At 75.1% G+C, this 16,809-nt stretch carries 2 protein-coding genes; both read right to left on the bottom strand.

Going from position 1 to position 16,809, the window contains the following annotated elements; translation table 11 throughout:
• Nucleotides 1-12 precede the first annotated feature (12 nt).
• Entirely contained in the window at nucleotides 13-10,419 is a 10,407-nt protein-coding gene (locus C4U44_RS43000) for a type I polyketide synthase (RefSeq protein WP_103890190.1), read from the bottom strand.
• Nucleotides 10,420-10,452: 33 nt separating this feature from the next.
• Nucleotides 10,453-16,752 (bottom strand): type I polyketide synthase, encoded by a 6,300-nt coding sequence (locus C4U44_RS35420; RefSeq protein WP_407642935.1) that lies wholly within the window; start codon nucleotides 16,750-16,752, stop codon nucleotides 10,453-10,455.
• Nucleotides 16,753-16,809 lie beyond the last annotated feature (57 nt).

Genomic DNA, 16,809 nt, shown 5'->3' with positions numbered 1-16,809 from the left:
GTCTCCTGGTGGTCAGTGGTTGGGGTGGGCTGTGGAGCGGCCGAGTTCCCTGTCGATGAAGTCGAAGACCTCGTTCTCGGTCGCGGTCTCGATCACGGCGGCGAGATCGGTGCTGCCGGTGCCGGGGACCGCGTCGGGCCGCGTGCTGGTCCAGGCCTTGTTCCAGCGGGAGAGGATGGCGGTCAGCCGGGTGGCGATCTCGCTGCCACCGGACTGCGGGTCCTCGCCCTGCTCGACCGGGACGGCCATCAACACGGCCTCCAGCTTGTCCAGTTCCGCCAGTGCGGAGCGGGCGCTGACCCCGTCGGTGAGGGCGAGTCGTTCGAGCAGGTGGTCGACGAGCACGCCGGGCGAGGCGTAGTCGAAGACCAGGGTGGTCGGCAGGGACAAGCCGGTCTGCTCGGCCAGCCGGTTGCGGAACTGCACGGCGGACAGCGAGTCGAAGCCCGCGTCCCGGAAGGACACCTCCCATTGCAGGTTCTCCGGGGCCGCGTGGCCGAGCACGCCGGCCGCCTCCGCCCGTACCAGGCCGCGCAGGGAGGTCTCGGCCTCGGCCGGCGTCATCCCGGCGAACCGGTCGGCCGGCGCCTCGGCGCTCGCCTTGCGGCGCTCGCCGCGCGGGACCAGACCGAGCAGCACCACCGGGACCTGCGTGGTGTCGCGGCGCAGGGCGGCCAGGTCGAGCGGCGCGGGCGCGACCACGGCGTGGCCGGAGGCGAGCGCGGCGTCGAACAGCTCGCACGCCTCGTCCCCGGCGATCACCTTCAGCCCGGGCTGCCCGCCGTCGACCATCCGGCCCCAGGCCATCGAGACCGCCGGCAAGCCGCTCGCCCTGCGGTGCGTGGCCAGCGCGTCCAACCCGGCGTTCGCCGCGGCGAAGTTGGCCTGGCCGGGGCTGCCGAGCATGCCGACCACCGAGGAGGCCAGCACGAACAGCGGGGGCGGGTCGTCCGCGGTCAGCTCGTGCAGGTGCCAGGCCCCGTCCACCTTGGGCCGCAGCACCCCGGCCACGCGCTCCGGGGTCAGCCCGGTGAACACCCCGTCGTCCAGGACGTTCTCGGTGTGCACGATCCCGGTCAGCGGGTGTTCGGCCGGGATGCCGGCCAGCAGGTCGCGGACCGCGTCCCGGTCGGCCAGGTCGCAGGCCGCCACCGTGGCCGTCGCGCCGAGACCGGTCAGTTCGTCCCGCAGCCGCTCGGCGGGCGCGCCCGGTCCGCGCGGGTGGGTGAGCAGCAGGTGCTCGACTCCGTACGCGGTGACCAGGTGCCGGGCGAAGAGCGCGCCCAGCGGCCCGTCGGCGCCGGTGACCAGTACGCTGCCGCCGGCCGCCGGGAGCGGCTGCCGCGTGTCCGCGGGCGTCGCGGGCACCAGCCGCGGGGCGAGCATGCGCCCGGCGCGCAGGGCGAGTTGGGGCTCGCGGGTCTGGACCGCGACGAACAGCAGCTCGGCCGAGGCCGGGTCGTCGTCCAGGTCGACCAGCACGATCCGGTCGGGGTTCTCCGCCTGGGCGGACCGCAGCAGGCCCCAGACCGCGGCGCCCGCCGGGTCGGGTACGCCGTCCTGTTCAACGACGGCCATCGCGCCCCTGGTCACCACGACCAGGCGGTTGTCGGGCAGGTCCTCCTGGGCGAGCCAGGACTGCGCCGTGCCGAGCGCCTGCTCGACGGCCCGGTGCACTTCGGCGACCTGGTCGCCTTCCGTGCGCGGCAGGGAGGGCTGCGACGGCTGGGCGAGCAGGGCGTCCCACGGGGTGAACGCCGCGGCCGCCTCCTCGACGGTGCCGAACCGCAGCGGCGCGAGCGCGCCCAGGTCGCCGGTGTCGTCGCCGAGCAGGGCGAGCAGGCTCTCCGGCTCGCCGTCGTCGGCCGGCTCGACCGGTGTCCACGACAGCGTGAACAGCGGCCCCTTGGCGGAGGGCGCGGGTGCGGCGCCCTCCCGGGCGGAGAGCCGTACCGGGACCAGGCCGACGGAGGTGGCTTCGAGTACCGGCAGGCCCGCCTCGTCGACCACGTCGAGGGCGAACGCGTCCTGTCCGGCGGGGGTCAGATGCACCCGCAGGACCGCCGCCTCGGTGGCGTGCAGGGTGACGCCCTGCCACACGAGGGGCAGGGTGGCCGTGCCGTCCGCCGCGGCCTCGGGGCCGCCGACCAGTAGCGGCTGCACGGCCGCCTCCAGCAGGGCCGGGTGGATCCCGAACCGGCCTATCTCGGCGATCGCCGCGTCGGGCAGGCGGACTTCGGCGAACAGCTCGTCGCCTCGGCGCAGCACGGATCCGAGGCCCTGGAACACCCCGTCGTAGCGGTGGCCCGCGTCGGCGAGGTCGTCGTAGTCCCAGTCCACGGGCGCGGCGCCGGCCGGCGGCCAGGTGGCCGGGTCGGCCTGGGCGGGTGCGGTGGCGGGGGCGAGCGTGCCGGTCGCGTGGCAGGTCCACGCGCCACCCGCGTCGTTTCCGGCGGGCGAGCCGGGGGCGGCGGTGACGTCGGCGACGTCGGCGGGGCGGGTGAAGATCCCCACGGTGCGCTGCCCGCGCTCACCGGCGGCGCCGGTCACGACCTGCACCTGAAGCGCACCGCGCTCGGGCAGCACCAGCGGCTCGGTGACGGCCAGTTCGGCCAGCACCGGGCAGCCGCTCGCGTCGCCGGCCCGGATCGCCAGGTCCACCAGGGCGGACCCGGACAGTACCGGCACCCCGGCGACGGCGTGATCCGCCACCCAGGGATGCGTGGCGAGCGACAGGCGGCTGGTGAAGACCAGTTCGTCCCGTCCGGCGACCGGGACGGCCGCACCGAGCAGCGCGTGGCCCGTGGAGTCGGCGCCGTGGGCGTCGGCGTCGCCGGACGGCGCCGCCCAGTACCGCCGGCGCTGGAACGGATAGGTGGGCAGGGGGGTGCGGCCGGCGCCGGTTCCGGCGAACACCGCGGCCCAGTCGACCGCCGCGCCGGTGACGAACAGCTCCCCCACCGCGTCGAGCAGCGTCCGGACCTGCGGCCGGCCCTCGCCCAGCAGCAGCACCGGGCGGTCCAGCACCGGTTCGGGCCCGGATACGGCGACACGGGTCACGCGCTGCTCGCCCATCCACCGCCCGGCGGACTCGATCCCCTCGGTACCGGGCCGCCCCAGCCGGTCGCCGGCGGTCAGCGGGCGGCCGGTGCGCAGCGAGACCACCGGCATCCGGGGTTCGGAGAACGTCACATCGGTCTGGTCCCGGTCGGTCACCAGCAGGGCGGCGTCGGCGAGCGAGAGCGCGCCGGCGACGTGCGCGGCGGCGATCTCCCCGACCCCGGTGCCGGCGACGCAGCCGAACCGCAGGCCCCAGGACTCCACCAGGCGGAACAGGGCCACCTCCGCGGCGAGCAGCGCGGCGTCCCCGCCCGGCTCGCCGAGTTCGGCCCGCACCTTGTCGAACGCCCGGGCGTAGACCGGGAAGGTGTCGTACAGCTCGCCGTGCCCGCCGTCGGCGGCCCGGCCGGTGAACACGAACGCGGTCCGGCCGTCCCCGGCGGGGGCGGCGTCGCCCGCGGCGATCGCCCGCAGCCCGGTCAGGGCGTGCTCGCCACCGGTGGTGACCAGCACGGCGCGGTAGTCGAACACCGACCGGCCGGCCAGCGAGAACCCGGCGTCGAGCGGGTCCGGCGCGGCGCCGGACTCCATCAGCGACAGCAGCCGCGCGGCCTGCGCGCGCAGCGCCTTCGGCGACTTGGCCGACAGCACCCACGGCACCGCCGGCAGGGTCACCTCGGGGGCGGCCGGGACTGCGGCCGGGTCGTCGGGTGCCTGCTCCAGGATGATGTGCCCGTTGGTGCCGCTCATGCCGAACGAGGACACCGCGGCGCGGCGCGGCCGGTCGAGTTCCCGCCACGGGCGGGACTCGGTGAGCAGCCGCATGGTGCCCGACGACCAGTCGATGGCGCTCGCCGGCTGGTCGACGTGCAGGGTCTTCGGCATCAGGCCGTGCCGCATGGCCATGACCGCCTTGATGATCCCGCCGGCGGCCGCGGCGTGCTGGGCGTGCCCGATGTTGGACTTCACCGAGCCCAGCCAGATCGGGTTCTCCTCCGGCCGTTCCTGACCGTAGGTCGCCAGCAGCGCGTGCGCCTCGATGGGGTCGCCGAGCTTGGTGCCGGTGCCGTGCGCCTCCACCAGGTCCACGTCGTGCGGCGCGACGCCGGCGTTCGCCAGCGCCTGCCGGATCACCCGCTGCTGCGAGGGGCCGTTGGGGGCGGTCAGGCCGTTGGAGGCGCCGTCGGAGTTGACGGCGCTGCCGCGGATCACCGCCGCGACGGGGTGCCCGTTGCGCCGGGCGTCGGACAGCCGCTCCAGGACGAACAGGCCGGCGCCCTCGGACCATCCGGTGCCGTCGGCGGACTCGGCGAACGCCTTGGACCGGCCGTCGGGGGCGAGCGTGCGCATCCGGGAGAACTCCACGAACCCGATGGGCTTGGCCATCACCGTCGCGCCGCCGGCCAGTGCCAGCCCGCACTCGCCGTTGCGCAGCGCGTTCGCGGCCAGGTGCACCGCGACCAGCACCGACGAGCAGGCCGTGTCCACCGACATCGTCGGGCCCTCCAGCCCGAAGGTGTAGGAGATGCGGCCGGAGCCGAAGGACGTGGTGGAGCCGGTCAGCAGGTATCCCTCGGCGCCCTCTTCGAGGACCTCGGCGCCGCTGCCGTAGTGCTGGGCGGTCAGCCCGGTGTAGACGCCGGTGTCGCTGCCGCGCAGGGACTGCGGGTCGATGCCGCTGTTCTCCAGCGCCTCCCACGAGGTCTCCAGCAGCAGCCGCTGCTGCGGGTCCAGGGCCAGCGCCTCGCGCGGGGAGATCCCGAAGAAGGCGGCGTCGAAGTCGGCGGGGTCGTCGATGAAGCCGCCGGTGCGCGGGTAGAACGTGCCGGGCTTGTCGGGGTCGGGGTCCCAGAGCCGCTCGATGTCCCAGCCGCGGTCGTCCGGCATGTCCGTCACCGCGTCGACGCCGTCCGCGACCAGCTGCCAGAGCTCCTCGGGCGTGCCGGCGCCGCCGGGGAAGCGGCAGGCCATCCCGATGATCGCGATCGGCTCGTTCTCGGTGCCGGACGCGTCGCGGACGGAGGCGGCCACGGTCCGTGCCTGGGCGGGCAGTTCGCCGCTCAGCTCGGACAGCAGGTAGTCGGCGAGCGCCGACGCGGTGGGGTAGTCGAACACCACCGAGGGCGACAGCCGCAGGCCGGACGCGTCGGACAGCCGGTTGCGCAGCTCGACCGCGGTCAGCGAGTCGAAGCCCAGGTCGCGGAAGGGCACGGTCTCGCTGACCCGCTCGCCCGCGCCGAACTGGAGCACCGCGGCGACCTCGGTCCGCACCAGGTCGGCGGCCTGCTCGTGCCGCTCCTCCGGGGGCAGCGCGGCCAGCCGGTCGGCCAGCGACCGCTGGTCGCCGGCGCCCTTGCGCACCACCCGGCGGGACGGGCGTCCCACCAGGCCGCGCAGCATCGGCGCGACCGGGGCCGATCCGGCCCGCAGCGCCCGCAGGTCGAGCCATGCCGGCATGGTCACCGGGCGGTCCAGCGCCAGCGCCCGGTCGAACAGCGCGGCACCGCTCCGCGCGGACAGCGCCCGCACGCCGGTGTTGCGCAGCTGGTCGGACCCGTTGGCGACGACCCCGGACTGCATGCCGCCCTCGGCGGCCCACAGGCCCCAGCCCAGCGAGACGGCGGGCAGGCCGTGGGTGTGGCGGTGCTGGGCGAGGGCGTCGAGGAACTGGTTGGCGGCGGAGTAGTTGGCCTGCCCCGGGCTGCCCAGCGTGCCGGCCAGCGACGAGAAGAGGGCGAAGAGGGTGAGGGGTTGGTGGCGGGTGAGTTCGTGGAGGTGCCAGGCGGCGTCGACTTTGGGGCGGAGGACAGAAGTGAGTCGGTCGGGGGTGAGGGCGGTGATGACGCCGTCGTCGAGGGTGCCGGCGGTGTGGACGATGCCGGTGAGGGGGTGGTCGGTGGGGATGGTGTCGAGGAGTGCGGCGAGCGCGGTGCGGTCGGTGACGTCGCAGGCGGCGATGGTGACGGTGGCGCCGAGTGCGGTGAGTTCGGCGGTGAGTTCGGTGGCGCCGGGTGCGTCGGGTCCGCTGCGGCTGGTGAGCAGGAGGTGGCGGGCCCCGTAGGCGGTGACGAGGTGGTGGGCGAAGAGCGTGCCGAGGGCTCCGGTGCCGCCGGTGATCAGGACCGTGCCCTCCGCCGCCAACTCCGGCCCGGCCGCACCGGTCACCGGGGAGCGCAGCACCAGGCGCGGCACGCTCACCGCGCCGCCGCGCACCGCGACCTGGTCGTGGCCGGCTGCCAGCACCGCGGGCAGGACGAGGACCGAGGCCGGGTCGTCGTCGACGTCGGCCAGCACGATCCGGTCGGGGTTCTCCGACTGCGCGGAGCGCAGCAGGCCCCACACCGCGGCGCCGGCCAGGTCGGGGGCCGCGGTGTCCTGCTCGGTCAGCACCGCGCCGCGGGTCACCACGACGAGCCGGCCGGCCAGGAACCGGTCGTCGGTCAGCAGGTCCCGCACCAGTTCCAGGGTGTCGGCGACCGTGTCGTGGACGGCTGCCACGACGTCCTCGCCGGTCTGTCCGGCGAGCACGCTGACCAGCACGTCGGCGCCGGCCGCGTCCGCGAGCGTCGCATGACGGTCGGCCGCCAGCGCCTCGACGCCCGCCAGGTCCGCGGAGCCGAGCAGCGCCCAGGTGCCCGCCGGCTCGGCCGGGGGCACCTCGGTGGCGGCCCAGTCCACGCCGAACAGCGAGCCGGCCGTCGCGTCGGACGCGGCCAGCTGGTCGGTGGACAGCGGGCGCGCCTCCACCGAGCGCAGCTCGGCGACCGGCTGGCCCAGCTCGTCGGCGAGCTGGACCCGGCAGGAGCCGCTCTCGGCGTCGATGACCACCCGCACCCGCAGCGCGGTCGGACCGGTGGCGTAGAGGCTGATACCGCTCCACACGAACGGCAGTTGGAGCGTGAAGTCCTCGCCCGCGTCGGTGATCGCGGCGACCACCCGGGGGTGGATGGCCGCGTCGAACAGGGCGGGGTGGATGCCGAACCCGGTGACGTCGGAGTTCTCCGGCAGCGCGACCTCGGCGAAGAACTCCGGGTCGGCGGTGCCCTCGCGGCGCCACAGGGTATGCAGGCCGCGGAACATCGGGCCGTAGACGTAGCCGTTGTCGGCGAGCTGGTCGTAGAAGCCGTCCACCGGGACGGGCCGGCCGCCGGCCGGCGGCCACTGGCCCAGCTCGAAGTCCGGTTCCGGGTCGGAGGGGGCCAGCACGCCGGTGGCGTGGCAGGTCCACTCCTCCTCGGGCTCGCCGTCGGTCTCCGGGCAGGAGTGGATCATGAACGGCCGGTGCCCGCTGTCCTGCGGCTCGCCGACCACGACCTGGACGCGCACCGCGCCCGTCTCGGGCAGGACCAGGGGCGCGGTGACCACCATCTCGTCGACGCCGGCGCAGCCGGCCTCGCCGCCGGCCCAGATCACCATGTCGATCAGCGCGATGCCGGGCACCAACGCCCGCCCGCCCAGCATGTGTTCCGCGATCCAGGGGTGCGTGCGGGCCGAGAGGCGGCCGGTGAAGACCACCTCCTCGGCGCCGGCCACCCGGATCACCGCCTCCAGCATCGGGTGGCTCGCGGCGACCTGGCCGGCGGCCACGACGTCACCCGACGTCGGCTGCGGCAGCCAGTAGTCCTGGTGTTGGAAGGGGTACGTCGGCAGGTCGACCAGGCGCGCGCCGGTACCGGTGAGCACCCTGGTCCAGTCGACGGTGTGCCCGCCGACGTGCAGCCGTGCCAGCGCCGTCACCGCCGCACGCACCTGCGGCTGGTCCCTGCGCTGCAACGCCACGAAGGACGCGTCCGCCACGCTTTGCGGGCCCATGCCGCTGAGCACGCCCTCGGGACCGATCTCCAGGAACCGGGTCACCCCCCGCTCCCGCAGCCGCACCACATGCTCGGCGAACCGCACCGGCCGCCGGACGTGGTCCACCCAGTACGCAGCGGAGCACACCTCCTGCGACCCGGCCGCCATCTCCACCACCGGCGCGGACCACTCGACGGCGCCCACCACCGACCCGAACTCCTCCAGCACCGGGTCCATCAGCGGCGAGTGGAACGCGTGGCTCACCGCCAGCCGGCGCGTCTTGCGGCCGCGGCCGCGCAGCGCCTCCGCGATCGCCTCGACCGCCTCCTGCTCCCCCGAGACCACCACCGCCGTGGGCCCGTTGACCGCGGCGATCCCCACCCGGTCCGCCACCCCGGCGACCAGCTCGGCGACCTCGGCCTCGTCGGCCTCCACCGCGACCATCGCCCCGCCCGACGGCAGTGCCTGCATCAACCGGCCCCGCGCCGCGACCACCCGGCACGCGTCGGCCAGGCCCAGCACCCCCGCGCAGTGCGCCGCCGCCAGCTCGCCCACGGAGTGGCCCGTCACGAAGTCCGGCACCACGCCCCACGACTCGACCAGCCGGAACAGCGCCACCTCCACCGCGAACAGGGCGGGCTGCGTCCATCCCGTCTCGTCCAGGTCGCCACCCGTACCGGTGAACACCACGTCCCGCAGGCTCCCGGGCAGCAACCCCTCGAAGCCGGCGCACACCTCGTCGAAGGCCGTGGCGAACGCCGGGAACGCCTCGTACAGGTCCCGGCCCATTCCCACCCGCTGCGCGCCCTGGCCGGTGAACAGGAACGCCGTGCCGCCCTCGACCGCCTCGCCGGACACCACACCGGGACCACCCGAGCCCGCGGCCACCTTCCCGAGCCCCGCCACCACGTCCTCGTGGCCACCCGCCAGCACCACGGCGCGGTGCTCGAACGCCGCGCGCGAGGACGCCAGCGACCACCCGAGGTCGACCGGCGAGATCTCCGTGTCCCGCGCCGGACCGTCCACCAGGGCGAGCAGCCGGTCCGCCTGGGCCCGCAGCGCCTCCGCCGACCGCGCGGACAACGCCACCGGCACCACCGGCAGTTCGACCGCCGCGGCCTGCTCCACGAGGGCAGCGTCCGCCTCGGGAGCGGCGTCGGCGTCCGGTTCGGGTGCGGCCGCGGGGGCCTGTTCGAGGATGACGTGCGCGTTGGTGCCGCTGATCCCGAACGACGACACGGCCGCGCGCCGCGGATGGGCGGTCGCCGGCCACGGCCGGTTCTCGGTCACCAGCTCCATCGCCCCGGTGGACCAGTCCACCGCGGACGTCGGCTCGTCCACGTGCAGGGTCCTCGGCACCACCCCGTGCCGCATCGCCATGACCATCTTGATCACGCCGGCCACGCCGGCGGCCGCCTGCGCGTGCCCGATGTTCGACTTCAACGAGCCCAGCAGCAGCGGCTGGTCCTCCGGCCGGGACCGGCCGTACGTCGCCAGCAGCGCCTGCGCCTCGATCGGGTCGCCCAGCCTGGTGCCGGTCCCGTGTCCCTCGACCACGTCGACCTCGGCGGGAGAGACGCCGGCGTTCGCCAGCGCCTGCCGGATCACCCGCTGCTGGGACGGGCCGTTGGGCGCGGTGAGGCCGTTGGAGGCGCCGTCGGAGTTCACCGCGCTGCCCCGGATCACCGCCAGCACCCGGTGCCCCAGGCGCTGGGCCACCGACAGCCGTGCCAGCACCAGGACGCCCACGCCCTCGGCGAAGCCGGTGCCGTCGGCCGCGTCGGCGAACGCCTTGCAGCGCCCGTCCGGCGCCAGCCCGCGCTGCCGGGAGAACTCCACGAACACGCTCGCGCCGGCCATCACCGTGGCGCCGCCGGCCAGCGCGATCTCGCACTCGCCGCTGCGCAGCGCCTGTTCGGCCAGGTGGATCGAGACCAGCGACGACGAGCACGCCGTGTCCACCGTCATCGCCGGGCCCACCAGGCCCAGCACGTAGGAGATCCGGCCGGAGGCGACGCTGGTGGTGCCGCCGGTGAGCAGGAAGCCCTCCAGTTCCTCGGGAGTCTCCCCCGGGCGGGGCATGTACTCCTGCGCGATGGCGCCGACGAACACGCCGGTGTCGGTGCCGCGCAGCGACGTCGGGTCGATGCGCGCGTTCTCCAGCGCCTCCCAGGAGGTCTCCAGCAGCAGCCGCTGCTGCGGGTCCATGCCCAGCGCCTCGCGGGGCGAGATCCCGAAGAACTCGGCGTCGAAGCGGCCGGCGTCGGGCAGGAAGCCGCCCCGGGTGAGATAGGTGGTGCCGGGCGTGTCGGGGTCCGACGCGGACAGCCGGTCGAGGTCCCAGCCGCGGTCGGCGGGGAAGTCGACGAGCGCCTCGCGGCCGTCGCGGACCAGTTCCCACAGCTGCTCGGGGGTGCCGGCGCCGCCGGGCAGGCGACTGGCCATTCCGATGATCGCGATCGGGTCGCGGGCGACGGCCTTGCTGTCGCGCAGCTCCCGCTGTGTTCGCTGCAGGTCCGTCGTGACCCGCCTGAGGTACTCGCGAAGCTTCTGCTCGTTGGACATGCCGGGAAACCCCCTTCCGTTCGGACCGGCGACCTAGTCGATGTCGAGTTCGCCGTCGATGAAGTCGAAAATCTCGTCGTCGGAGGCGGCGGTGAGATCCCGCTCCTCGGTTGCGTCGTCGTGCGCCGCGAGCCGGTGCAGCACTTCCTGGAGCCGCTTGGCCAGCACGCCCCGCTCGCTGTCGTCCAGTTCCGCAACGGTGAGCCGGTCGAGTTCCGTCATGACCGACCCGACGCCCGTCTGCTGCGCGGGTACCAGCAGTTCGTCGAGGTACGCGGCGAGCTCGACCGGCGTCGGGTGGTCGAAGACCACCGTCGGGGGCAGCCGCAGCCCGGTGCCGTTGCCCAGCCGGTTGCGCAGTTCGACGGCCGTCAGCGAGTCGAACCCGAGCTCCTTGAAGGCGCTGTCGGCGTCGACCGCCTCGACCGTGCTGTGTCCCAGCACGACCGCCGCGGACTCCCGGACCAGCTCCAGCAGCTCCTTTCGCCGCTGGCGTTCGGGCAGTTCGAGCAGCCGGTCCAGCCGGCTGGTGGCGACGGCCGGCGTCACCACCCGTCGCCGGGCCGAGCCGGCCGGGTCCAGCCCCAGCAGCAGTTCCGGCACGAGTTGGCCGCTCCTGCGCAGCCGGGAGACGTCGACCGGCACCGCCAGCACCACCGGACGCTGCAGGTCGAGCGCGGCGTCGAACATGGCCAGGCCCTGCGCGTCGGTGATCGCGCCCAGGCCCATCCGGTCCAGCCGCTCGCGGTCGGTCCCGGTCAGGTGGCCGGTCATCCCGCTGACCTGCGCCCACAGGCCCCACGCGATCGAGGTGGCCGGCAGCCCCAGCGCGCGGCGGTGCTCGGCCAGGCCGTCGAGGAAGGCGTTCGCCGCGGCGTACCCGGCCTGGCCCGCGTTGCCGAGCACCCCGGCGGCCGAGGAGAACAGCGCGAACAGCGCGAGGTCGTGATCGCGGGTCAGCTCGTGCAGGTGCCAGGCCGCGCGCGCCTTCGCGCGCAGCACGGTGTCGAGGTCCTCCCGGGTCAGCGCGGACAGCACGCCGTCGGAGATCGCCCCGGCCGCGTGGACCACGCCGGTCAGCCGCTCCACGGAGCCGACCAGTTCCGCCACCGCGTCCCGGTCCCCTACGTCGCAGGCGGCCACGGTCACCTCGGCGCCCGCCGCCCGCAGTTCGGCGGCCAGGTCGGCGGCGCCCTCGGCGGCGGGGCCGCGCCTGCTGGTCAGCAGCAGCCGGCGCACGCCGTGCTCGGCGACCAGGTGCCGGGCGATCAGCCCGCCCAGCACGCCGGTCCCGCCGGTGACCAGTACGGTGCCGTCGGGGTCGAGCGGCGCGGGCACCGTCATCACGATCTTGCCGACGTGCCGTGCCTGGCTGATGTACCGGAACGCCTCCGGCGCGCGGTGCACGCTGAACGCGGTGAGCGGCATCGGCCGCAGCGCGCCCTCGTCGAACAGGACGCGGATCTCCTCCAGCATCGCGCCGAGCCGGTCGTACCCGGCCTCCATGATGTCGAACGCCTCGTAGCGCACGCCCGGGTGGCGGCGGGCGATCTCGTCGGCGTCGCGGATGTCGGTCTTGCCCATCTCGATGAAGCGGCCGCCGGTGGGCAGCAGGGCCAGCGACTCCTCGACGTGCTCGTGGGCCAGCGAGTTCAGGACCACGTCCACGCCGCGGCCGCCGGTGGCGGTGCCGAAGTGCGCGGCGTAGCCGAGGCTGCGGGAGTCGCCGAGGTGGTCGTCGTCGAAGCCCCAGGCGCGCAGCACGTCCCGCTTGCCGGAGCTGGCGGTGCCGAACACCTCGGCGCCCCAGTGCCGGGCGAGTTGCAGGGCCGCGAAGCCCACGCCGCCGGTCGCGGCGTGCAGCAGCAGCGACTCGCCCGCCTGGAGCCCGGCCAGGTCCGCGAGACCGTAGTACGCGGTCAGGTACACCACCGGGACACCGGCGGCCTGCGCGAACGACAGCCGCTCCGGGATCGGGGCGACGAGCCGGTGGTCGGTGATGGTGACGGTGCCCAGGCCCTCGGTGAACAGGCCCATCACCCGGTCGCCGGGGGCGAGTCCGGTGACCTCGGAACCCGTCTCCAGCACGACACCCGATCCCTCGCCGAGCGCCGACCACCGGTCCCGCGCGACCATGCCGAGTTCCAGCAGCACCGACTTGAAGTTCAGGCCGCCGGCCCGGACCGCGATCCGCACCTCGCCCGGCTCCAGCGGACGCAGCACCTCGGGGCAGGCGGCGAGCGACAGCGCGTCGAGTTCGCCGCGGAAGGTCAGGGCCAGCCGCCACGGCTGGTCCTTCGGCGCCGCGAGTGCGGGCGAGGCAGTCGCGCGCACCAGCCGGGGCACGGCGCCGTGCCCGCCGCGGATGACGAGTTCGGAGTGGTCGGCGGCCATCGCGGCGGGCAGTGCCCGCTGCGTGTCCAGGTGCTCGTCGACGTCGATGCGGCGGATCCGGCCGGGGTACTCGGTGTGCGCGGTCCTGAGCAGGCCGGCCACCGCGCGGTGCGCGAGGTCGTCCGCCCGGGTGAGCACGACCAGCGGGACCTCGGCGAGGTGGTCCTGCGCGAGCCACTCCTGGACCACGCGCAACGTCCGGGCGAGGACGTCCTCCAACTCGCCGCTGGGGCAGGTCCACAGCGCGGCGGTCGCCGACGCCCAGGAGGCCGGGTGGTCGTGGGCCTCGGTGGGGAGCATGACCCAGCCCTGCTCGGTCGGCGGGTCGGGCAGCTCGACCGGGGTCAGGTCCAGGCCGAACAGCGCGGACAGGTCCGCCCGCACCCGGCCGAAGGCGCCGGTGTCGGCCTGCCGCAGCGCCAACGCGCCCACGGACGCGACCGCGTGGCCCTCCTCGTCGGTCACCAGCACGGACATCGCGTCGGGCCCGGCCGGGGACAGCCGGACCCGGACCGCGCTGGCACCGGTGGCGTACAGGTCGACGTCGCTCCAGCTGAAGGGCATCCGCACGCCGTCCGACCCGGCCAGGACGGACGCGTGCAGCGCCGCGTCCAGCAGCGCCGGGTGCACCCCGAACCCGGAGACGTCCTGGCCCTCGGGCAGCACCACGGACGCGTAGACCACGTCGCCGTCGCGCCAGGCCGCGCGCACGCCGCGGAAGGCAGGCCCGTAGGCGTAGCCGAGGTCGGCCAGCGAGTCGTAGAAGCCGTCCACCGGCACGGCCTCGGCGCCCGGTGGCGGCCAGGCGGCCAGGTCCTCGGCCGCCCGGGGGGATCCGGCGGTCAGCACGCCCTTCGCGTGCGCGGTCCACTCGTCGGCCCCGCTCGGGCTGGTGTGGACGCTCACCGGCCGGCCGTCGGCGGTGGGCGGGCCGATCAGCACCTGGAGGTCCAGCTCGGCGTCGAGCACGACCGGTGCGTGCAGGGTGAGTTCGGCCAGGTGACCGCAGCCGACCCGGTCCCCGGCGTGCAGCGCGAGCTCGACCATCGCGGTGCCGGGCAGCAGGACCGAGTCGCCGATCCCGTGGTCGCCCAGCCACGGCTGGGCGGTGCGGGAGAGACGTCCGGTCAGCACCAGCGTCTCGGCGTCGGCCGTCCGCACGGCCGCGCCGAGCAGCGGGTGGTCCGCGGCCCGCAGGCCGAGCGCCCCGGCGTCGGCGGCCGCGGCCGGCTCGGCCCAGTAGCGGCGCCGCTGGAACGGGTAGGTCGGCAGGTCCGCCCGGGTGGCGGGGAGGTGCCAGTCGACGTCGATCCCGTGCACGTACGCGGTGGCCAGCCCGGTGCGGAACCGCGTGCCGCCGCCGTCGTCCCGGCGCAGCGACTCCAGCACGACCGCGTCGGACAGCTCCGCCTCCTCGACGGTCTCGCCGATCGCGCTGGTGAGCACGGGATGGGCGCTGACCTCGACGAACACCCGGTGTCCCTGGTCGAGGAGCGCGCGCGTACCGGTGGCGAAGCCGACGGTACGGCGCAGGTTGCGGAACCAGTACTCCGCGTCCAGCTCCGTGCCGTCCACGATCTCGTTGGTGACCGTGGAGTGGAAGGGGACCCGGGTGGGCCGCGGGCGGATGCCGGACAGCGCCGCCACGATCTCCTCCCGCAGGGCCTCGACGTGCGCGGAGTGCGAGGCGTAGTCCACCGGGACCATCCGTGCCCGCAGGCCGTCGGCCTTGCAGGACTCGACGAGGTGCGTCAGTTCGGCGGGCGTGCCCGACACGATGGTGCTGCCGGGGCCGTTGACCGCGGCGATCTCCACCGCGCCGTCGTAGCACTCGATCCGCGCCGCGACCTCGGCCGCCGGGAGCTGCACGGAGGCCATGCCGCCGGTGCCGGACAGCCGCGTGATGGCCTTGCTGCGCGAGGCGACGACGGCCGCGGAGTCCTCCAGGGTGAGCGCGCCCGCCACGTAGGCGGCGGCGATCTCGCCCTGGGAGTGGCCGAGCACCGCGGCGGGGGTGATGCCGTGGTGCTGCCACAGCGCGGCGACCGAGATCATGATGGCCCACAGGGCCGGCTGGACCACGTCGACCCGCTCCAGCGGGCCCGCCAGCTCGTCGAGCAGATCCCAGTCGACGTGCGGGGCCAGCGCGTCGGCGCAGGCGTCGAGTTGGGCGCGGAAGACGTCCGACTCCCGATACAGGTCCAGGGCCATGCCGGACCACTGCGAGCCCTGGCCGGGGAAGACGAACACCGTCTTGCCGCGGGTGCGGGCGCTGCCGAGCACGACGCCCGGGGCCGGCCGGCCCTCGGCGAGTGCCTGCAGTCCGGCCGGCGCGTCGTCGCCGGTCACCGCCGCCCGGTGGACGAGCCGCGGTGCGCCGGTGGCCAGCGCGTGGGCGACGGGGGCGTCCGGGTGGGCCGCGAGGTGGGCGTGCAGCTGCGCCGCCCTGGCCGCGAGGGCCGCCGGGGAGGAGGCGGACAGCAGGAGCGGCACCTGCCCGGCCTCCGTCCGGGACGCTGCGTCAGGTGCGGTGCCGGTGACCGCGTCTGCGGCACCCGCTTCCACCGGGGCCTGCTCGATGATGAGGTGCACGTTGGTGCCGCTGATGCCGAAGGACGAGACCGCGGCCCGGCGCGGCCGTTCGGCCCCGGACCAGGACTGCGGCTCGGCCAGCAGCCGCACCGTGCCCGACGTCCAGTCCACCGCGGGGGTCGGCTCGTCGACGTGCAGCGTCCTGGGCAGCACTTCGTGCTGGAGCGCCATCACCATCTTGATCACACCGCCGACACCCGCGGCGGCCTGGGTGTGCCCGATGTTCGACTTCAGCGACCCCAGCCACAGCGGCCGGTCCGCCGGCCGCTCCCGCCCGTAGGTCGCCAGCAGCGCCTGCGCCTCGATCGGGTCGCCCAGCGTGGTGCCGGTGCCGTGCGCCTCGACCGCGTCCACGTCGGCCGGCGTCAGGCGCGCGTCGGCCAGTGCCTGGCGGATCACCCGTTGCTGGGACGGCCCGTTCGGGGCGGTGAGGCCGTTGGAGGCCCCGTCGGAGTTCACCGCGCTGCCCCGGATGACGGCCAGCACGCGGTGGCCGAGCCGTTGCGCGTCGGAGAGCCGCTCCAGCGCCACCATGCCGACGCCCTCGGACCATCCGGTGCCGTCGGCGGTGGCGGCGAACGCCTTGCAGCGGCCGTCCTCGGCCAGCCCGCGCTGGCGGGAGAACTCCACGAAGGTGTCCAGGGTCGACATGACCGTCGCGCCGCCGGCCAGTGCCAGCGAGCACTCCCCCGCGCGCAGGGCCCGGGTCGCCAGGTGCATCGTCGCGAGCGACGACGAGCACGCGGTGTCGACCGTCAGGACCGGCCCCTCCAGGCCGAGCAGGTAGGAGATCCGGCCGGAGGCCACGCTCAACGCGCTGCCGGTGACGCCGAATCCGTCGCCGCCCTGCCCCGACTCGTCCGCGCCCAGCCAGTACCGCTGGCCACCGTGGCTCAGCACCCCGACGAAGACGCCGGTGTCGCTGCCGCGCAGGGACTGCGGGTCGATCCCGATCCGCTCCAGTGCCTCCCACGACGCCTCCAGCAGCAGCCGCTGCTGCGGGTCCATCGCGAGCGCCTCCCGCGGCGAGATCCCGAAGAAGTCCGCGTCGAACTCGGCCGCCTCGTGCAGGAATCCGCCGCCGCGCGCGTAGTAGCTGCCCGGGGCGCCGGGGTTGGGGTCGTACCGGCCGTCGACGTCCCAGCCGCGGTCGTCGGGGAAGCGGCCGATCGCGTCCCGGCCCTCGTCCACCAGCTGCCACAGCCCGTCGGGTGAGGCGACACCGCCGGGGTAGTGGCATGCCATGCCGACGATCGCGATCGGTTCGGCGGCGGCCCGCTCCAGTGACTGCAGACGCTCGCGCGTGTCCTGAAGCTCCCCGACGGCCTGCTTGAGGTAGTTACGCAGCCTGCCTTCGTTCTCCATCGTGTCGTCACTCCTCAGGCCGAGTACTCAACTCGGCCA

The organism is Actinacidiphila yanglinensis, from assembly GCF_900107965.1.
Classification (GTDB): domain Bacteria; phylum Actinomycetota; class Actinomycetes; order Streptomycetales; family Streptomycetaceae; genus Actinacidiphila; species Actinacidiphila yanglinensis.
Note: the sequence above shows the minus strand (reverse complement) of the source record. Positions and strands in the feature narration are given on the sequence as shown.

Coding starts and splice junctions, on each gene's coding strand:
- C4U44_RS43000 (WP_103890190.1), bottom strand. CDS start 10,419: ATGTCCAACGAGCAGAAGCTTCGCGAGTACCTCAGGCGGGTCACGACG.